Origin of the sequence: Mesorhizobium sp. M1A.T.Ca.IN.004.03.1.1 (assembly GCF_003997555.1) — a bacterium.
Lineage (GTDB): Bacteria > Pseudomonadota > Alphaproteobacteria > Rhizobiales > Rhizobiaceae > Mesorhizobium.
In genome coordinates, this window is record NZ_RZTV01000012.1 from 99,494 (window position 1) to 117,861 (window position 18,368).

At 64.2% G+C, this 18,368-nt stretch carries 17 protein-coding genes; 10 read left to right on the forward strand and 7 right to left on the reverse strand.

What is annotated here, in order from left to right; genetic code table 11:
- Positions 1-12: 12 nt before the first annotated feature.
- From topA to rpmG, 7 genes are all read left to right on the forward strand, one after another.
- A complete protein-coding gene (topA, locus tag EOD29_RS26805) occupies positions 13-2,580 on the forward strand; it encodes a type I DNA topoisomerase (RefSeq protein ID WP_127248439.1) in 2,568 nt (855 codons plus the stop codon).
- A 6-nt stretch (positions 2,581-2,586) separates the two neighbouring features.
- The gene (gene rnr / locus EOD29_RS26810; protein ID WP_127248440.1) at positions 2,587-4,896 is read left to right on the forward strand and encodes a ribonuclease R; all 2,310 of its coding nucleotides are present in this window, start codon (positions 2,587-2,589) and stop codon (positions 4,894-4,896) included.
- Positions 4,896-5,336, forward strand: a complete 441-nt coding sequence (locus EOD29_RS26815; RefSeq protein ID WP_127248441.1) for a DUF983 domain-containing protein — start codon at positions 4,896-4,898, stop codon at positions 5,334-5,336. Before rnr ends, EOD29_RS26815 begins: the two co-directional genes overlap by 1 nt.
- 184 nt (positions 5,337-5,520) lie before the next feature.
- Positions 5,521-6,261, forward strand: coding sequence for an NUDIX domain-containing protein (locus tag EOD29_RS26820; RefSeq protein WP_127248442.1), 741 nt, complete (start codon positions 5,521-5,523; stop codon positions 6,259-6,261).
- Positions 6,262-6,280: 19 nt separating this feature from the next.
- Complete coding sequence (locus EOD29_RS26825; RefSeq protein ID WP_095825214.1) at positions 6,281-7,456, forward strand: MFS transporter; 1,176 nt, start codon at positions 6,281-6,283, stop codon at positions 7,454-7,456.
- 98 nt (positions 7,457-7,554) lie between these two features.
- On the forward strand, positions 7,555-8,013 hold the full coding sequence (locus EOD29_RS26830; RefSeq protein WP_067328140.1) for a hypothetical protein: 459 nt from the start codon (positions 7,555-7,557) through the stop codon (positions 8,011-8,013).
- 147 nt (positions 8,014-8,160) lie between these two features.
- Positions 8,161-8,328 (forward strand): 50S ribosomal protein L33, encoded by a 168-nt coding sequence (rpmG, locus tag EOD29_RS26835; RefSeq protein WP_040995604.1) that lies wholly within the window; start codon positions 8,161-8,163, stop codon positions 8,326-8,328.
- Between the two features lie 509 nt (positions 8,329-8,837).
- Here rpmG and EOD29_RS26845 read toward each other — a convergent pair.
- Positions 8,838-10,211, reverse strand: a complete 1,374-nt coding sequence (locus EOD29_RS26845; RefSeq protein ID WP_095826084.1) for a PleD family two-component system response regulator — start codon at positions 10,209-10,211, stop codon at positions 8,838-8,840.
- 15 nt (positions 10,212-10,226) lie between these two features.
- Complete coding sequence (locus EOD29_RS26850; protein WP_027166515.1) at positions 10,227-10,598, reverse strand: response regulator; 372 nt, start codon at positions 10,596-10,598, stop codon at positions 10,227-10,229.
- 238 nt (positions 10,599-10,836) lie between these two features.
- Between EOD29_RS26850 and EOD29_RS26855 the strand changes: the two genes are divergently transcribed.
- Both EOD29_RS26855 and EOD29_RS26860 read left to right on the forward strand, forming a co-directional pair.
- A complete protein-coding gene (locus EOD29_RS26855) occupies positions 10,837-11,136 on the forward strand; it encodes a DUF3572 domain-containing protein (RefSeq protein WP_127248455.1) in 300 nt (99 codons plus the stop codon).
- Positions 11,133-11,786 carry a hypothetical protein gene (locus EOD29_RS26860; RefSeq protein ID WP_095802203.1) on the forward strand — a complete coding sequence of 218 codons (654 nt, stop codon included), beginning with the start codon at positions 11,133-11,135 and terminating at the stop codon, positions 11,784-11,786. Before EOD29_RS26855 ends, EOD29_RS26860 begins: the two co-directional genes overlap by 4 nt.
- A gap of 9 nt (positions 11,787-11,795) precedes the next feature.
- Here EOD29_RS26860 and EOD29_RS26865 read toward each other — a convergent pair whose 3' ends face one another.
- Entirely contained in the window at positions 11,796-13,379 is a 1,584-nt protein-coding gene (locus EOD29_RS26865; protein ID WP_095802202.1) for a hypothetical protein, read from the reverse strand.
- Between the two features lie 101 nt (positions 13,380-13,480).
- The gene (locus tag EOD29_RS26870) at positions 13,481-14,056 is read right to left on the reverse strand and encodes a GNAT family N-acetyltransferase (RefSeq protein ID WP_095779266.1); all 576 of its coding nucleotides are present in this window, start codon (positions 14,054-14,056) and stop codon (positions 13,481-13,483) included.
- 65 nt (positions 14,057-14,121) lie between these two features.
- Between EOD29_RS26870 and EOD29_RS26875 the strand changes: the two genes are divergently transcribed.
- The gene (locus EOD29_RS26875) at positions 14,122-15,450 is read left to right on the forward strand and encodes a DNA polymerase IV (RefSeq protein WP_127248443.1); all 1,329 of its coding nucleotides are present in this window, start codon (positions 14,122-14,124) and stop codon (positions 15,448-15,450) included.
- Positions 15,451-15,477: 27 nt separating this feature from the next.
- Here the strand turns inward: EOD29_RS26875 and EOD29_RS26880 are convergent, their stop codons facing one another.
- From EOD29_RS26880 to EOD29_RS26890, 3 genes are all read right to left on the reverse strand, one after another.
- Positions 15,478-15,981: a hypothetical protein gene (locus EOD29_RS26880; RefSeq protein ID WP_067000288.1), complete on the reverse strand. Its 504-nt coding sequence runs from the start codon at positions 15,979-15,981 to the stop codon at positions 15,478-15,480.
- Between the two features lie 155 nt (positions 15,982-16,136).
- On the reverse strand, positions 16,137-17,315 hold the full coding sequence (locus tag EOD29_RS26885; RefSeq protein WP_127248456.1) for a hypothetical protein: 1,179 nt from the start codon (positions 17,313-17,315) through the stop codon (positions 16,137-16,139).
- 36 nt (positions 17,316-17,351) lie between these two features.
- A complete protein-coding gene (locus tag EOD29_RS26890) occupies positions 17,352-18,362 on the reverse strand; it encodes a succinylglutamate desuccinylase/aspartoacylase family protein (protein WP_127248444.1) in 1,011 nt (336 codons plus the stop codon).
- Between the last annotated feature and the right edge of the window lie 6 nt (positions 18,363-18,368).

An 18,368-nucleotide genomic window follows, 5' to 3' on the forward strand; every position in this document is an offset into this window, starting at 1 on the left:
ATAAGAGACCTCATGGACGTCGTCGTCGTCGAATCGCCGGCCAAGGCGAAGACAATCAACAAATATCTGGGCAAGAACTATAAGGTCCTGGCCTCGTTCGGCCATGTCCGCGATCTGCCGGCCAAGGACGGCTCGGTGCGCCCGGACGAGGACTTCGCCATGTCCTGGTCGGTAGACACCGCCTCCGGCAAGCGCCTCGCCGACATCGCCAAGGCGGTCAAGGACGCCGACGGGCTGATCCTCGCCACCGACCCGGATCGCGAGGGCGAGGCGATTTCCTGGCATGTGCTGGAAGTGCTGAGGCAGAAGCGCGCGCTGAAGGACAAGCCGGTCAGCCGCGTCGTCTTCAACGCCATAACAAAGACCTCGGTAATGGAGGCCATGGCCAATCCGCGCCAGATCGATGCGCCGCTGGTGGACGCCTATCTCGCGCGCCGCGCGCTCGACTATCTCGTCGGCTTCACCCTCTCGCCGGTGCTGTGGCGCAAGCTGCCGGGCGCCCGTTCCGCCGGGCGCGTGCAGTCGGTGGCGCTGCGGCTGGTCTGCGACCGCGAATCCGAGATCGAGCGCTTCGTCCGCGAGGAATACTGGCAGATCGCCGCCATCCTCAACACGCCGCGCAACGACAGTTTCGAGGCGCGGCTGACCGCCTATGCCGGCAAGAAGCTGCAGAAGCTCGACATCGCCAACAAGGCCCAGGCCGACGACATCAAGGCGATGCTCGAAGGTGCGACCTTCAAGGCGCTGTCGGTCGAAGCCAAGCCCACCAAGCGCAATCCGGGCCCGCCCTTCACCACCTCGACGCTGCAGCAGGCCGCCTCCTCGCGGCTCGGCTTCTCGGCCAACCGCACCATGCAGGTGGCGCAGAAGCTTTACGAAGGCATGGATGTCGGCGGCGAGACCGCCGGCCTCATCACCTATATGCGAACCGACGGCGTGCAGATGGCGCCGGAGGCGATCACCGCGGCGCGCGATGCCATCGCCAGCGAGTTCGGCGCGAAATACCTGCCCGAAAACCCACGCTATTATTCGGTCAAGGCCAAGAACGCCCAGGAAGCGCATGAGGCGATCCGCCCTACCGATTTCAAGCGCACGCCGGCATCGGTCAGGCAATATCTCGATGCCGATCAGGCGCGCCTCTATGAGCTGATCTGGAAGCGCGCGATCGCCAGCCAGATGCAGCCGGCCGAGATCGAGCGCACCACGGTCGAGATCGAGGCGGTCAACGGCGCCCGCACCGCCGAGCTTCGCGCGGTCGGCTCGGTCATCCGCTTCGACGGCTTCATCGCCGCCTACACCGACCAGAAGGACGAGGACGCGGAGGACGAGGAAAGCCGCCGCCTGCCCGAGATCCGCGCCGGCGAGCAGCTTGCCCGCGAGGCGATCAACGCCACCCAGCACACGACCGAGCCGCCGCCGCGCTATTCCGAGGCGTCGCTGATCAAGAAGCTGGAAGAGCTCGGCATTGGCCGGCCGTCGACCTACACGGCGATCCTGAAGACGCTCGAGGACCGCGACTACGTCGCCATCGACCGGCGCAAGCTGGTGCCGCAGGCCAAGGGCCGGCTGCTGTCGGCCTTCCTCGAAAGCTTCTTCGAGCGCTATGTCGAATATGACTTCACAGCCTCGCTCGAGGAAAAGCTCGACGAGATCTCCGACGGCAAGCTCGCCTGGAAGGACGTGCTGCGCGACTTCTGGAAGGATTTTTCGGGCGCCGTCGACGACATCAAGGAACTGCGCGTCTCAGACGTGCTCGATGCGCTCAACGACGAGCTGGCGCCGCTGGTGTTCCCCGCGCGCGAGGACGGCTCAAACCCGCGCGTCTGCCCGAAATGCGGCACCGGCAACCTGTCGCTGAAGCTCGGTAAGTTCGGCGCCTTTGTCGGCTGCTCGAATTATCCGGAATGCTCCTATACCCGCCAGCTTGGCGACGCCGCCAATCCCAACGGCGAGAACGGCAACGGCGACGACGGCGTCAAGCTACTCGGCAAGGATCCATACACCGCCGAGGAGATCACGCTCCGGAGCGGCCGCTTCGGCCCCTACATCCAGCGCGGCGAAGGCAAGGACGCTAAGCGCTCGAGCCTGCCCAAGGGCTGGACCGCCGAGTCGATCGACCATGAGAAGGCGCTGGCGCTGCTGGCATTGCCGCGCGATGTCGGTAAGCATCCGGAAACCGGCAAGATGATCTCGGCCGGTCTTGGGCGGTACGGACCCTTCGTGCTGCACGACGGCACCTACGCCAATCTCGAAAGCATCGAGGACGTGTTCTCGATCGGCCTGAACCGCGCCGTTTCGGTGATCGCCGAGAAGCAGCAGAAGGGCAAGGGCGGCCGCAACGGGAGCACGCCGGCTGCGTTGAAGGAACTGGGCGAGCATCCCGAAGGCGGCGGCAAGATCGTCGTGCGCGACGGCCGCTACGGACCCTACGTCAATTACGGCAAGGTCAATGCCACGCTGCCCAAGGGCAAGGATCCGCAATCGGTGACGATGGACGAGGCAATCGCCCTGATTGCTGAGAAGGAAGCCAAGGGCGGAGGCGGCAAGAAGCCGTTCCGCCGGGCGGCAAAGAAAGGATAGCACGACGTGGCGCGCAGGATCTCCGGAAGAAGTCACGGCGATCCGCGCAGCGCCGACACCAGGGCGAAGGTGGTCAAGGATGACTACCGGCCCTCGCGCGACGAAATCCTGCGCTACATCGCTGAGAACCCCGACCGCTCCGGAAAACGCGACATCGCCAAGGCGTTCGCGCTGCGCGGCGAGGACCGCATCTGGCTCAAGGATCTGCTGCGCGACCTGCAGGATGAGGGCCTGCTGACCAGGAACCGCAAGCGGCTCACCCGCGCCGGCTCCCTGCCCCATGTCGCCGTGCTCGACATTTTCGGCCGCGATAACGATGGTGTGCTTCTGGCGCATCCGAGCGAATACACCGGCCCGGGCTCGCCGCCCGTGATCGCCATCCGCATTTCGCGCGGCGCCAGCGGCCCGGTTCCGGGCATCGGCGCCCGCGTCCTCGCCAAGACCTTCCCGACCGAGGATCCCTCAGGCCCCGCCTATACCGGGCGGGTCATGAAGATTTTCGAGAAGCGCAGCGAAGCCGTGCTCGGCGTCTTCCGCGTGCTGAAGGACGGCACCTTTCGCATCGAGCCGGTGGAACGCCGCCAGCCCGAGCTGATCGTCGACAAGGAATTCCAGAACGGCGCCAAAAATGGCGATCTGGTCGAGGTCGAGCCGGCGCGCGCTTCGCGCTACGGCCTGCCGCGGGCCAAGGTGCTGGCGGTGCTGGGCTCGCTGACTAGCGAGAAGGCGGTCTCGATGATCGCCATCCACGCCCACGACATACCCCACGTCTTTCCGGCCCATGTGATCGCCGAAGCCGACGCCGTGAAGCCGGTTTCGCTTGCCGGGCGCGAGGACTGGCGCGATCTGCCGCTGGTTACCATCGATCCGGCCGACGCCAAGGACCATGACGACGCGGTGTTCGCCACGCCCGATACGGATAAGAAGAATCCCGGCGGCATCATCGTCACCGTGGCAATCGCCGATGTCGCGGCCTATGTCCGCTACGGCACGCCGCTCGACCGCGAGGCGCTGAAGCGTGGCAATTCGGTCTATTTCCCGGACCGCGTCGTGCCGATGCTGCCCGAGCGCATCTCCAACGACCTCTGCTCGCTGCGCGAAGCGGAGGACCGCCCGGCGATCGCCGTGCGCATGACCTTTTCGGCGGAAGGCCGCAAGCTCAGGCACTCGTTCCACCGCATCATGATGAAATCGGCGGCCAAGCTCGCCTACCCGCAGGCGCAGGCGGGGATCGATGGCGTGCCCGACGACAAGACGGGGCCGATCCTCGAAGGCGTTCTGAAGCCCCTCTGGGATGCCTATGCCGTGCTCAAGCGCGGCCGCGACAGCCGCCAGCCGCTCGAACTGGAGCTGCCGGAACGCAAGATCCTGCTCAAGCCCGACGGCACCGTCGACCGGGTCGTCGTGCCGGAGCGCCTCGACGCCCACAAGCTGATCGAGGAGTTCATGATCCAGGCCAATGTCGCGGCCGCGGAGACGCTTGAAGGCAAGAAAGAGCCGCTCGTCTACCGCATCCACGACGCGCCGTCGCTGGCGAAACAGGAATCGCTGCGCGAGTTCCTGCACACGCTTGGCCTGTCGCTGGCGCGCGGCGCGCAGATGCGGCCCGGGCAGTTCAACGGCATTCTGGAGCGGGTGCGCGGCGCCGACAACGAGGCGCTGGTCAATGAAGTGGTGCTGCGCTCGCAGAGCCAGGCCGAATACTCGCCGAAGAACATCGGCCATTTCGGTCTCAACCTGAGACGCTACGCGCATTTCACCTCGCCGATCCGGCGCTATGCGGATCTCATCGTGCATCGCGGACTGATTGCCGCGCTCGGCCTCGGTCCCGGCGGCCTGACGCAGCAGGAAGCGGATCGCCTGGAAGAGGTCGGCGCGCTGATCTCGGCCACCGAACGCCGCGCCATGGCGGCCGAACGCGACACGGTCGACCGGCTGATCGCGGCTTATCTCGCCGAGCGCATCAACGACACCTTCGACGCTCGCATCTCCGGCGTCGCCAAGGCGGGACTCTTTGTCCAATTGCCGCAGTATGGCGCCGATGGTTTCATCCCGGTGTCAAGTTTGGACGGCGATTACTATATCTTCGATGAAACCGCTCGATCGCTGTTCGGAGAGCGCACCGGCAAGGGCTACCAGCTAGCCGACCGCGTCGAGGTGCGGCTGCTCGAGGTTGCGCCGATGGCGGGCGCGATGCGTTTCGAAATGCTGAGCGACCCGAAGCCGCTGCCAGGCTCGCGACGGTCGTTCCACAAGACCAAGGGCCGCGCCCGCGCGTCGCAGTCGCGCATGGGTCCCCGCGGCAGGAGAAGATGATGTCGAAGGGCATGGAAGAACAGGTTTTCGGCGGCGAGCACCATTCGGGCCGCGTCGCGCGTCCGCTGTGGACGGCAATCAAGCGCGGCATGCTTGGCCGGTGCCCGCATTGCGGCCAAGGCAAGCTGTTCGGCGCCTTCACAAAGCCCGTCGACAAATGCGGCGTCTGCGGCGAGGAGCTTCATCACCATCGCGCCGACGACCTTCCCGCCTATCTGGTGATCGTCATCGTCGGCCACATTGTGGTTGGCGCCTTCATGACTGTGGAGGCCGCCACCACGCTTTCGACCTGGCAGCACGCGCTGATCTGGGTGCCGCTGACCATTATTCTGGCCGTCGCGCTGTTGCAGCCGGTCAAAGGCGCCGTCATCGGCCTGCAATGGGCGCTCTATATGCACGGCTTCGGCGGCGAGAAGGACGAGTTCGAGCCGCATCTCTAAGCCTGGAGCGGTTCTGTCCTTGATACAAACAACGACCATCTCCGAGCAGTGGAATTCCAGATCGAGAACCGCTGCGCGTTTTTTCCTGGAATTGCTCCGGCAGCGACGTTTGGTCCGGGCTGGTGCAAAGGCCCGAACACGTAAGCCACTTTCGCGTTCGAGAAGTTTCCGCTAGGTCGAGCGCATGGAAGGAATGACCAAGGCGGATGTCGACAAGCTCGATAAAGGCTTGGCCGTGCACGGCGGTCGGCCGCTTCGCCCGCGCGATGCCGCAACCTTGATCCTGCTCGACAGGAGAGCCAGCGACGTTCTGGTGCTGATGGGCCGGCGCCATGCCGGCCACGCCTTCATGCCGGGAAAATTCGTCTTCCCCGGGGGCCGCACCGATCCCGCCGACAGCCGCGTTCCGGTGGCTGCCCCGCTGCATCCTGAGGAAGAGGCGAGGCTTGTGAGCGGCCCCGGCCGCGCGAGCGCCGCACGGGCGCGCGCCATCGCCATGTCGGCAATTCGTGAGACTTACGAGGAAGCCGGCCTGCTGATCGGTCGTAAAGGCCCGTTCGCGACCGCCAAGCGCGATTGGCAGGGTTTCGTCGAACACGGCGTCGCACCGTCGCTGGACGCCCTGCGCTTCATTGCCCGCGCCATAACGCCGCCCAACCGCGTGCGCCGCTTCGATACCCGCTTCTTCAGCGCCTGGCGTGAGGATGTCGCCGTCGAATTGCCCGACGGTGGTCCAACCAACGAGTTGGAGGAGCTCGTCTGGCTGCCGCTTGGCGACGCCCGCAAGGCCGACACACCCGACATCACCCGCATGATCCTGGAAGAACTGGAGAGGCGGCTCGCCCACGATCCGTTGCTGCGTCCGGGCGGCGCAGTGCCGTTCTTCCGCCTCATCCGAAACCGCTTCGTTCGCGAAGTCCTTTAGAAGCAGAGCGTCCCCATCGATGACGGTCGATACCCAGCAACAGGGCGACGAACGCGTACACTGGCTGCCGATGACTGCGGCGATCTCCTCGATCAGCGTGGTCGGCATTGCCATCGGCCTCGGCATGCCGCTGCTCAGCGTCATCCTCGAATCGCGCGGCCACTCGGCCTCGATGATCGGGCTTAACACGGCGGTCGCCGGGCTCGCCTCGATCGCCGGCGCGCCGCTCGCCACGCCGCTGGCCATGCGCCTCGGCGTCGCCCAGACCATGCTTTTGATGATCGCCGTTGGCGCGCTCGCTTTTGTCGGCTTTCATTTCGCGCCGGCCTTCTGGATGTGGTTTCCGCTCCGCGTCGCGCTGCACATTTCGCTCACAGTGCTCTTCATTCTGTCGGAATTCTGGATCAGCACCTCGGCGCCCCCGCATCGTCGCGGCCTTGTGCTTGGCATCTACGCTACGGTGCTTTCTCTGGGCTTCGCCGCCGGGCCGTGGCTGTTCGCCCATGTCGGCTCCGATGGATTCCTGCCGTTCGGCGTCACCATTGCGTTGGTAACGCTTGCTGCCATCCCGGTGCTGGCGGCCCGTAACGAGAGCCCGGCGATCGTCGCCGACGGCGAAACCAGCCATTTCCTGCGCTATATCTGGATGGTGCCCACAGCAACCTTCGCCGTGCTGGTGTTCGGCGCCGTCGAGACCGGCGGCTTTTCGCTGTTCCCGGTCTATGGCAGCCGCATCGGCTACTCCGAGGCCGACGCTGCGCTGTTGCTGACCATGATCGGGCTCGGCAACGTGCTGCTGCAGATACCGATTGGCATGATCAGCGACCGAGTCTCGGACCGCCGCTACCTGCTTCTGGCCTGCGCCACGGTCGGCCTCATCGGAACCGTGTTCATGCCTTTCTTCGCCAAGGACTGGCACCTGATGGCGGCGCTTCTGTTCGTCTGGGGCGGTGTGGTCGCGGCCATGTACACGATCGGCCTTGCGCATCTGGGTTCTCAGCTTTCCGGCCATGAGCTCGCCTCTGCCAACGCCGCCTTCGTGCTCTGCTATGGGGTCGGCATGGTGATCGGCCCGCAGGCGATCGGCATCGGCATGGACGCCTTCGGCCCTTCGGGCTTCGGCTGGTCGCTGGCGCTGTTCTTTGCCGCGTACATGCTCTTGGTTCTCGTCAGGCTGGTGCGAAAGATCCTCTAGTGAAAATGTCGCCCAGCACCGGGGCATGCTGACATCACCGTGTCAGCAGGCCCCCTGCTATACCCTCGCTCCGATCCAGGAAGAGCGAGGATATAGCGATGATCGACAGCGGCTTTGAAACCAAGTCCCTCAGGATGGAACTGCTTCTGCTCGTCACCTTCCAGGCGCCGGCGGCCGATGTCGAGCGCATCATGGAGGCGGTGGTGGCGATCACGCCGCTGCGCATGGGCAAGTATGACGGCAATGCCTACCAGTCGGCGCAAGGAATAGAGCGCTACCGGACGCTCGAAGGCGCTGCCGCGGGCGCCGAGATTGAGTTGCGCAGGCGGCCGGGCACGGTCGAGGTGTCGTTCGAACTGCCCGACGATCAGGCGCTCGCCGCCCGTGTCGCCGAAGCGATATTCCAGGCCCATTCCTACCAGGAGCCTGTGATCCGCATTCAGCCGCTGCTGACCAGCCGTTCCAAGGGACTCGACGACCATACCAATCCGAACCGCTGGTGGAACACCACCGGCGACTGGAAGAAGGCCGATCTGCAGGTCAGGGAGAACGCCTGACGCGGCGAGTTCCGCCGCGGGGCAAGAAGGCGCTTGGACTTGACTTTCCGGGCGCGTTCTTTATGTGTCGCGCCAAGTTTCCCGCGTCCGGGTGTTTTCCCCGTGCTCCAGCGGCCAAAACTCCACGAACATTAACGGACGAACATCATGGCCAAAGCCGCAAACATCAAGATCAAGCTTCTGTCGACCGCCGACACCGGTTTCTTCTACGTGACCAGCAAGAACAGCCGCACCAAGACGGACAAGCTGTCGTTCCGTAAGTACGACCCGATTGCCAAGAAGCACGTCGAGTTCAAGGAAACCAAGATCAAGTGATCCGGTTTATCCTGAAATGCCGAACGCCGCCCCTTGGGGCGGCGTTTTTGTTTTCAGCGGGCGGACGCTCGAGCAAGAAAGCCCGCGGCTGCCTGACGCTGAATCATGCATGAGAAAAAGGGGGCCGGTCGGCGGTTGGCAGCGGTACGAGGAGGCCACTATGTGCCAGCGCCGGCCGGCCGACCCCACGGACCCAGGAGATGCGGCGGACCTGAGCATCATGGGGTATTTTTTGGATCGAGCCGGGCAGTCTACCCTCGTGCCGGCTTCGTCTTCGGTCTATGCCAAGCAGATTTGCGCAAGAACGTATGAAAATCAACCATTTCTTAACCACGGCTCCCGAATCGCTTGGATTAAGGTAAATTCCTAACCCTATCGGGTTGACGCGGAATTGGGGCTTCCGTGCGTAACCGCTTCACGGCGCAACGATTTCAGGCAACGCGCTTAAGTCTTCTGGTCTTGTCCATGTCGATGCGGCAAAACTGCTGCGCACCATTGGGTGGCATGGATTAGGCGGCCTTGGCGACAACCCGGTTGCGGCCGCCGCTCTTGGCCTCGTAGAGCGCAAGGTCGGCTCGCTTCATCAACGCCGCGACCGTATCGGCTCCCCTCAGCACCGATGACACGCCGACGCTGACCGTCACCTCGATCGTCTTGCCATCGCTGCCGATTGCGAAGGGCGCCTGCGCGATCTCGGCGCGGATACGCTCGGCCACCTTCTCGGCGATTGGCCCGTCGGTATCCGGCATGACCACGACGAACTCCTCGCCGCCGAAGCGGCAGGCGAGATCGATGCCGCGCACGTTCTTGCGCAGCCGCCTGGCGAATTCACGCAGAACGTCGTCGCCGCCGTCATGGCCATGGGCGTCATTGATGGATTTGAAACGGTCGAGGTCGGTGATCATCACCGAGAGCGGCCGCCGCCGCGCCACGGCGCGGTCGAACAGCGTCTCAAGATGGCTATCCAGGTAGCGGCGGTTGTGCAGGCCGGTCAGCGCGTCGGTCACCGCCATCTCGATGGTCTGGGTGACGCTGGCGCGCAGCTGATCGTTATAGCGCTTGCGCCGCACCTGCGTGCGCAGCCGGGCCGTCAGCTCGTGCTGATCGATCGGCCGCGTCAGATAGTCGTTGATGCCGAGTTCGAGGCCGCGGATGATGCGGCCCTCCTCGCCCTCATCGGCCAAGAGCATGATCGGCAGGAAGCGGGTGCGGTCGAGCGAGCGCAGTTGCGAGCAAAGCCGGAGCGCATCGAAATCGGCGAAGGCCGTCGAGATCAGCACGCATTCATAGGCGGTCTCGGCGGCCTGGAAGAATCCGGCATTCGGATCGGTGGCGACGTCGAGATCGGCGCTGCCGCGAAGCATCTTCTGGATACGCTCGATAGACGACTTGCGCTCGTCCACCAGAAGCACCTTGGGCTTGGTGTCTTCCGTCGCGAAGTTGCGGCTGAGCAGCTCTTCGATGCCGATGTTGCGCGTAGTCGAGGCGCGCAGCCGCAATTCGTCGGTCAGCGACTTCAGCCTGACCAGGCTCTTCACCCGCGTCATCAGTTGCAGATCATTGACCGGCTTGGTGAGGAAATCGTCGGCGCCCGCCTCAAGGCCGCGCACCCGGTCCGATACCTGGTCGAGCGCGGTGATCATGACAACCGGAATATGCGAGGTCGCCGGGTCGCTCTTCAGCCGCTTGCAGACCTCGAAGCCGTCCATGCCCGGCATCATCACGTCGAGCAGCACGACATCGACCTTGCCGTTTTCGCAGGTCTCGATCGCATCCGGGCCGTTGCCGGCCGTCAGCACCTCGAAATATTCGGCCAGCAGCCGAACCTCCAGCAGCCGCACATTGGCGGGGATGTCATCGACGACGAGGATCCGCGCGGTCATCTCAAAGGCTCCGGCTCAGGCATCGCCCAGATAGGATTTGATCGTTTCGATGAAGCGCGGCACCGAGATTGGTTTGGAAATATAGGCCTCACAGCCACCCTGGCGGATGCGCTCCTCGTCGCCCTTCATCGCGAAGGCGGTGACGGCGATGACCGGGATCGAGTGCAATTCGTCGTCTTCCTTCAGCCACTTGGTCACTTCCAGGCCAGAAACCTCGGGCAGTTGGATGTCCATCAGGATCAGGTCCGGCCGGTGCTGGCGCGCGAGATCCAGCGCCTCCAGGCCGTTGCGCGTCCGGACCGTTTCGTAACCGCTGGCTTCGATGAGGTCCCGAAAGAGCTTCATGTTGAGCTCATTGTCCTCGACGATCATGACCTTCTTAGCCATCAATTTCCCGTCCCGACGGTCCCCTGAGCCGAAGACCGCCGTCATGCGTCCTTGCCGGATCGCACCCAACCCGCCTGTACCCTACGTCAATATGATTGACGAAACGCAAACCTGCCGTTGGAAAAGCACACCCATTCCACTTGCGGCTGCAGGGCTGAAGCGGCTGAGACTTGCCGCAAGCGACGCTTGCCATTACTGCGGAAGAAAGACTCAACATGCACATCGGCAAAAGGTAATGATGACGAACGCAGCGTCAATGCGCGAGGAGGCGGAAACCCTTGCCGTCAGGGCGCTTGGCTTCGTCGCCGGCGATCCGAAGCTGTTGCCTCGCTTCCTGGCGATAACCGGCATCGAGGCGCGGTCGATCCGCCACGCTGCCGCGGAGCCGGGCTTCCTTGCCGGCGTGCTGCAGTTCATCCTCGCCCACGAGCCGACGCTTTTGCGCTTTGCCGAGGAAACGGGCACGCCACCGGCTGCCGTCGGCAAGGCTTTGCGGGCGCTGCCGCTCGGCAATGACGATCATGAGCGCTCGACATGAGCGACGATCCCGAGACCGCGCGCCAGATCGAGGAGTTGGCGGCCGACGACCGGCCGCTGCTGGTGCTCGATGTCGATGATGTCGTGCTCGAATTCATCCGGCCCTTCCCGCGCTACCTGAAGTCGCGCGGCTTCGGGCTGACTCTCGCCTCCTTCCGGCTCACCGGCAACATCGCCGAGATGGCGTCCGGCCGGCTGATCGAGCAGGCGGAAGTGACGGCGCTTCTCGACGATTTCTTCGATGCCCAGGCCGATTGGCAAAGCATCACCGACGGCGCCGCGGAGGCGCTGGCGTCGCTCGGACAGCGCGCCGAGATCGTGCTCCTGACCGCGATGCCGCACAAGCACCGCGCCGTGCGCCGGGCGCATCTCGACGTGCTGGGCCTGAACTACCCGCTGCTGACCACGGAAATGGCAAAGGGCCCAGCCATCGCCAAGCTGCGCGGCGCCAAGGGCCGGCCCGTCGCCTTCGTCGACGACCAGCCCTCCAACCTGCTGTCGGCGCGCAGCTCTGTCGTCGACGCGCACCTCTTCCACCTGATGGCCGACAATTCGCTGCGCGCTTTCCTGCCGCCGACGCCGGACGACATCATCTCGGTCGATAACTGGCGCGAGGCGGCGCCGAGGATTGCGGGCGCGCTCGGGCTATAATTCAGGCGCTCAGGGCTGCAGCTTCGCTCCAGCCCCGCCATTGTCGCCGCCGTCCGAATCGGCCCCGCCGGTTGAATTGTCCGTTCCGTTCGCGCCGTCATCGCCGCTCGAATTGTCGTCCTGCCCCGCGCTGTCGTCCTGGACTTTATCCGGGCCCTTCAGCATGGCGCCGTTGACGACGATGGACCCATCGGCCTTGGTGTTGATCACCCACTCCAGGCGACCGTCAGGCAGTGTCTTGCCAAAACCCTTGACGGCAAGCGCGAACGGGAAGGCCTGCACCATTTGCTCATCGCTCTTTGCCGCTTCCTTCAGGGCATCGACGATCCTGTCGTAGCCGGCGACGTCGATGGTCACGCTCCCATCGGCTTTCTTGCTATCCGGGAAATACACCTCGCCTTCCATGGCGACTTCGATACCGCCATTCTTCACTGTCGAGTGCCCGAACACGATCTTGGGCTTCTTGGCCTTGAAATCCTCGACCAAAGCCTTGCCGAATGCATCCGGCAGCGACGGATTCTTATTGAGATCAAAGGCTTCGATCGTCTTCCTTGCCATGGTATCGAGATCAATATTGGCGCCACCGAAGTTGAGGTCGATATCCGTCGGCAGCAACGCGACGCTCCAGGCGGGCAGCGCTTGCTGCGGGATCGTCAGGCCGGAGGCCTTGATCGAGTAATCGACTCTGCCGTTCGGTGAGATTCCGTCCATCGCGAACGCGGTGCTGAACTGCTTCGCCGCGAATTTGCCGACAGGGCTCTCCACCTCGAAATCCTTAAAGCTGTAGTTGCCGTCGATCCTTTCCCAGACGGGCAGCGCGGCCAACAGGAGCGATTTGAGCTCCGCCTGGTTAGCCTTGAGCTTGGCTTCGTCCTCGTTGGCGACGGCAAAGGCAAGAAGGTCGAGCAACGGCTTCGTCCGTACGCCCTTGCCATTCGCATCAACGGAAAGTTCGGGCGTTTTCAGGGTGACCGGAAAATTCATTCCGCTGTTGGGATCGTCCATCTTGATAGTCTCGACGAAGCTCGAGACCTTTTGCGTTGCCTTGAAGTCGACGCCGCCATTGGCCGACTTGGTGGCGGCAATCGTCGCGGTGCCGGCACCGGCGGTGACGTCCGCCTGCTGCTTGGCTTCCCGAGACGTCATCGTCATGCCGGCCATCGAGCTGGCGCCGCTGGTGAACGCCGCCAGGTTCGGATCGTAGACGGCGGAGCCCTTGCCGTCCTTGACCGAAACTTGCATGCTTTGCGGGCCTTCGGGTCCGTTGAATTCGAAGGACATGGTGTGGGAAAAATCCGAGGTGACGTCCCAGAATCCATCGCTGCGCGGCTTCACCATCAAGGCATAGGGCGCGAGGTCGATCTTGAACGGCTTCTGCTCCGGCAGGGCGCTGACCAGGGCCTTGACGTCCACTGCGATCTTGTAGGCGTCGCCTTCGACCGAGACCTTGAGCACGCCCTTCTCGAACGCCTGCTTGCCGAAATAGCGCGCCAGATTGTCCGAAAGCTGTTTGGCGCCCTGGCTGTCGACGGTCTGCGCAACGGCCGGCGCGCTGAAAGCAAGAATGAAAACAAGTGGCAAAACACGCTTCACGTCAGTCTCCGTCGGTCTCGGAAGGCAAATCGTTTCGTCTTCTGGTGGAAAAGAAGCATTACAGCCGCAAGACGATGACTGTAAGCCAAATCATCGAGCGGCTAAAGCACCAGCCGCATCAGCGGCCTGCCGGGCTTGCGCTCCAGAAGCCTCTCGAACCCGGCCTTCTCGAACACGCGCGACGAGCCGACGAACAGCCCGATCGAACGCGAATCGCGCGACAGATCGATCGGGCAGGCTTCCAGCAGCCTGGCGCCATTTTCGCGGGCAAAGGCGATGCCGCCGTCGACAAGGCGATGAGTGATGCCCCTGCCCCGCGCCTTGGCGCGAATGAAAAAGCAGGAGATCGCCCAGACGTTCGGGTCTTGGGCATCCGCGGGATCGACAGGCGCCGAGCCCCGGCCTTGATTGTTCCATTCAGGCACGTCGGCGCGCGGGCCGACCTGCATCCAGCCGACGGCCTTGCCGTCCTCGAAAGCTAGAAGCCCGGGCGGCGGGCCGGCTTCGATGCGCGCCTTGATGTGATCCTTGTTGCGCTCGCGGTCGCTCGCCCGCCGCTCCGCCGGGGTCAGCCGGAAATGCGTGCACCAGCAGCCGTAACAGGCGCCCTGCTTGCCGAAGAGATCCTCGAAATCGGTCCAATGCTCAGGACTCAGCGGTACTATGGTCGTGCTCATACGTTCTCCCCAGGCCAAGCTTGTTGCCGGCCCTGCACTGTCGTACCATTGCGTTTGTTCTCTTTATGTTCGCAGCGATGGCGGCTCCTGTCAACAATCCCGAACACGGCTTTTGTCGCGACTGCCTGGCTTCTCAGCGCAGCGAGACGCGCCGTTGCGAGCGCTGCGGCAGCCCGCGCCTTGTCCGTCATCCGGAACTCTACCGGCTGCACATCGCTCACATCGACTGCGACGCTTTCTATGCCGCCATCGAAAAGCGCGACAATCCGGCGCTGAAGGACAAGCCACTCATCGTCGGCGGCGGCAGGCGCGGCGTCGTCTCCACTGCCTGCTACATTGCCCGCATCCAGGGCGTGCGCTCGGCGATGCCGATGTTCAAGGCGCTCGAGGCCTGTCCCGAGGCCGTGGTGATTGCGCCGAACATGGAAAAATATGTCGGTGTCGGCCGCGAGGTGCGCGCGCTGATGCAGGCGCTGACGCCGCTGGTCGAGCCGCTGTCGATCGACGAAGCTTTTCTCGACCTCGCCGGTACCGAGCGGCTGCATGGCATGCCGCCGGCGCTTGTGCTGGCCCGCTTCGCACAGACCGTCGAGAAGGAACTCGGCATCACCGTTTCCGCCGGTCTCTCTTACTGCAAGTTCCTGGCCAAGATCGCGTCGGACTTCCGCAAGCCGCGCGGCTTTTCAGTCATCGGCGAAGCGGAAGCGCCAAGCTTTCTTGCCGGGCAGCCGGTCACGCTGATCTGGGGCGTCGGCAAGGCCTTGGCCGCGACGCTCGAGCGCGACGGCATCCGCACCATTGCCCAGCTGCAGCGCATGGAGCGCGGCGAGCTTATGCGCCGTTACGGTGTCATGGGCGACCGGCTCTACCGGCTTTCGCGCGGCGAGGACGACCGCCGCGTCGACCCCGGCGGCGATGCCAAGAGCGTGTCGGCCGAAACCACCTTCGACAACGACATCGGCTCGCTGGCAGAATTGGTGCCGGTGCTGCGCGGCCTGTCGGAAAAAGTCTCGGCGCGGCTGAAGAAATCCGGCATTGCCGGGCGCACCGTGGTGCTGAAGCTGAAGACGCAGGATTTCAAGCTGCGCACCCGCAACCGCCAGCTTGGCGATCCGACACGGCTGGCCGATCGCATCTTCCAGACCGGGCTCGATTTGTTGCGTCGCGAGACCGACGGAACGAAATTCCGCCTGCTCGGCATCGGCGTCAGCGATCTTTCCGACGACGGGAAGGCCGATCCGCCGGATCTGGTCGACGTCCAGTCGCGCAAGCGCGCAATGGCCGAAACCGCGATCGACGAGCTGCGCGACAAATTCGGCAGGAAGGCCGTCGAGACCGGTTACACCTTCGGCAAGGGCCGTGCCGCCAACCCGCCCGAGCCGCTCGAGGACTGAGACCGGCTGGCATTCATGGGGACTTGATCAGGTGCGCTGCAGGTCGATCCGGCTCGTCACCATGGTCTTGCCAGTTTTTGGATCCGTGTCGGTCACCGTCAGCCGCATGCTGTCGCTGCCGGTCTTTTCGACGGTCAACTGCGCTTTGCGGTCGCCATTGACCTCCTTTGCCCAACGAATGCCGAGATTGAGCGCGTTGCCCGAACGGCTGCCGTTCAATTGCGCCGGCCCGGTACGCGAGCCGATGTAGACGCCGCTATAGCCCCTGCCGGTGGCCTTCAGATCCGCGCTGATCTCCCGCGTCATCAAGATCAGCCCGCGGCATTTGCCGTCGAGCGACAGCGAGGTCGAGGTAGCGCCGGATTTGAAGTCGCAGGAGATATTCACCGTCGGCGCATTCGCGCTCACCTTGAAGGTGCCGTTGCCGGCGAAGCTGCCCTGGAACGAGCGCAGGAAATCTGCATCGTCGGCGTAGGCGCTCGCGGCAGTCATCAGGCAGCCGGCGAGAACGAGCGGAACCACTGGTCTCATCGAAATTCTCCCCCGTTGGAGCCGAAACACGCCTCCTGGCTTTGGAAGGCGCAAGCAGACTCAGGAACGCAAGCGATCTTGGCAGGTTCCCCCGCCGATATGACCGTTTTGAAACAAGGCCGGTTGGCGTGAGGGTATTTTAAGCCGGCGGCGGCTCAGGCCGAGAGCGCGGCCTTCACCCAATCCAGCCGCGCTGCCGGCACCAGCCCGTAATTATAGAAATTGATGCCATCGACATCAGTTGTCCGCGCCGGGCTGACCTTCGCCGCTAGCAACTGCGGACCCGCCATTTCCGGGTAGAAAAGCCGGTAGCCGGTGCCGAGAAATTTGCCGGCGCCGAGCGCGGCGCGGCCGTCCGTCACCAGGCTTGCGACATCCTCGGCCTGCATGTCATAGGCGCACAGGATCGCCCCGTTGCAGACCTTGCCGACAGCCGCCAGATCGCAGCCGCCCAGCCAGCCTTCCTTGAGGTCGATGATGAGGACCTTGGTGACCGGATGCGCCACCTCGCGCAGCTCGGCGATCAGACTGGTCACCGGCTCGAAGCGCCAGACGAGATAGGCGTGTAGCTCCGGCCATGGCCCGAAAACCTCGAGTCCGCTCGCTGGAAAGCTGGGGAAGCGCCGCTCCGGCACTGCGCGCTCGCAGGTCTCGACAATCCATTGCCGGACGAGCGCTCGCGCCGGTTCGGCGTTGACCCCGGCTTTGGCTGCGCGATCGACACAGGAGGGACAGAAGCACAGCGACAGCAGGAAATCCTCCTCGGGCGTGAGGCCGACGCCGTCCTTTTCGTGATGGTACTCATGGGCAAATCCCATGAAGGAAGGGCTTTCGAGTTCGATCCTGTCCGGTTTGTAGCCGTGCGAGATGTCCGCAACCAGCGCCCGGACATAGGCGCGCGCGTCGGGATGCGAGGGACAGAGATTGTAATAGTTGGGATCGCCGAAGGCGTTGCGAGTGACCGCCTCGGGATGAAGCATGCCGAGGCGGGTGTTGTGCAGGCACACCGTCCAGCAAGAGACCCCGGGGCCGCCCTGTTCCCGCCGGCGGACGAGTTGGCCAAGCACGTCGCCGCCTTCGCTGATCACATCCGCGACCTTGGGCTGGATGGCGAGGTCGGCCCATCGCGCCGCTGACGGCTTGAAATAGATGGTGCCATCCTCTGGAAAATAGGCTTTTCGCCGCGGGCTACGCGGCTGCAGGAAGCGACCGGCATGATAGGAGGTGGCCAGGCTGATCATGTTGAGGCCGGCGCGCTGGACAATATCGCGCTCGACCGTCTCCAGGCCGAGATCCTGAATGTCCCAGGGATAGGTCCACATCGAAAGCTGCATGCTCATCTTCGGTTCTTCGTCCCTTCCGGGCCGGCGTCAGCCTTCGACCGGCTCGGCCACTTGCATAAGGCAGTCGCCCGCCTCGCACATGGTGTGCAGCCGGCGCGACAGCACGATGCCGCTTTCGGAGAAACGTATCGCCTCCTCGGCAAGCTCCAGCCGTTCGAGATCGTGATACCATCCCGCCAGCTGGCCAGCACTGACGCTGTCGCCGAGGCGGACCGCAGGCTCGAACCAGCCGCGCCGCGTCGAGTAGATGCCCTGGCTGTGCCTCGACAGCGAAAGCAACCGCGTCGGCTTCGCCGGCTCTGCGTCCGATGTGAGCACCGGCGCCGCGACCACGCCCAGCTCGACCATCAGGCGATCGAGCGCGCGAGCGGTAAGCGTCATCGAATTGACGGTAGCGGTTCCGCCGCCGCCGAATTCGCCGCTGACGCCGATGGCGCCAGCCCGGCGCGCGGCACCCATCGAGGTCGGCGAGGCCTGGCCGTTGTCTGCGACGAAGCCGAACGGCATCCCGAGCGCGCGCATTAGCTCGACACCCCGCCGATGGCGCTCGGCATCGGCATTGCGCTCGACCAGCGCCGTCGGCAGATGCTCCATCGAGGTGCCGCCCGAATGGATGTCGAAGACGACATCGTGACGGGGAAACAGTTCCGTTTCCAGGAAATGGGCGAGCCGACTGGTCGGCGTGCCCGTCGGATCGCCCGGGAACGCGCGGTTGAGGTTGCCGCCGTCCAGCGGCGAGCAGCGCTTGGCGGCCATAACCGCCGGCGCATTCGCCATCGGCAGGATTGTGATGCGACCGCTGATTGCGGCCGGATCGAGCCGGCGGATCAGCTTGGCCAGCGACAGCTCGCCCTCATACTCGTCGCCGTGGTTGCCAGCCATCAGCAGCAGTGAGGGACCCTTCCCGTTGCGAATGGTGCAGATCGGTACCTTGACCTGGAAATAGGGTGAGCGGTCGACCGAGAACGGAATGCTGAGATAGCCGTGCGTTTTGCCTTCGCGGTCGAAATCGAGCGTGTGGACAAGGCCGGTATGCATGCTGTC

Bases quoted from the DNA above. Each gene is read 5' to 3' on its own strand.
- EOD29_RS26845 (WP_095826084.1), bottom strand. From the start codon at position 10,211: ATGACCGCGCGGATCCTCGTCGTCGATGACATCCCCGCCAATGTGCGG.
- topA (WP_127248439.1), top strand. From the start codon at position 13: ATGGACGTCGTCGTCGTCGAATCGCCGGCCAAGGCGAAGACAATCAAC.
- EOD29_RS26855 (WP_127248455.1), top strand. From the start codon at position 10,837: ATGACGAACGCAGCGTCAATGCGCGAGGAGGCGGAAACCCTTGCCGTC.
- EOD29_RS26875 (WP_127248443.1), top strand. From the start codon at position 14,122: ATGTTCGCAGCGATGGCGGCTCCTGTCAACAATCCCGAACACGGCTTT.
- EOD29_RS26820 (WP_127248442.1), top strand. From the start codon at position 5,521: ATGGAAGGAATGACCAAGGCGGATGTCGACAAGCTCGATAAAGGCTTG.
- EOD29_RS26860 (WP_095802203.1), top strand. From the start codon at position 11,133: ATGAGCGACGATCCCGAGACCGCGCGCCAGATCGAGGAGTTGGCGGCC.
- EOD29_RS26815 (WP_127248441.1), top strand. From the start codon at position 4,896: ATGTCGAAGGGCATGGAAGAACAGGTTTTCGGCGGCGAGCACCATTCG.
- EOD29_RS26850 (WP_027166515.1), bottom strand. From the start codon at position 10,598: ATGGCTAAGAAGGTCATGATCGTCGAGGACAATGAGCTCAACATGAAG.
- EOD29_RS26890 (WP_127248444.1), bottom strand. From the start codon at position 18,362: ATGCATACCGGCCTTGTCCACACGCTCGATTTCGACCGCGAAGGCAAA.
- EOD29_RS26870 (WP_095779266.1), bottom strand. From the start codon at position 14,056: ATGAGCACGACCATAGTACCGCTGAGTCCTGAGCATTGGACCGATTTC.
- EOD29_RS26885 (WP_127248456.1), bottom strand. From the start codon at position 17,315: ATGCAGCTTTCGATGTGGACCTATCCCTGGGACATTCAGGATCTCGGC.
- rpmG (WP_040995604.1), top strand. From the start codon at position 8,161: ATGGCCAAAGCCGCAAACATCAAGATCAAGCTTCTGTCGACCGCCGAC.
- EOD29_RS26880 (WP_067000288.1), bottom strand. From the start codon at position 15,981: ATGAGACCAGTGGTTCCGCTCGTTCTCGCCGGCTGCCTGATGACTGCC.
- EOD29_RS26830 (WP_067328140.1), top strand. From the start codon at position 7,555: ATGATCGACAGCGGCTTTGAAACCAAGTCCCTCAGGATGGAACTGCTT.
- EOD29_RS26825 (WP_095825214.1), top strand. From the start codon at position 6,281: ATGACGGTCGATACCCAGCAACAGGGCGACGAACGCGTACACTGGCTG.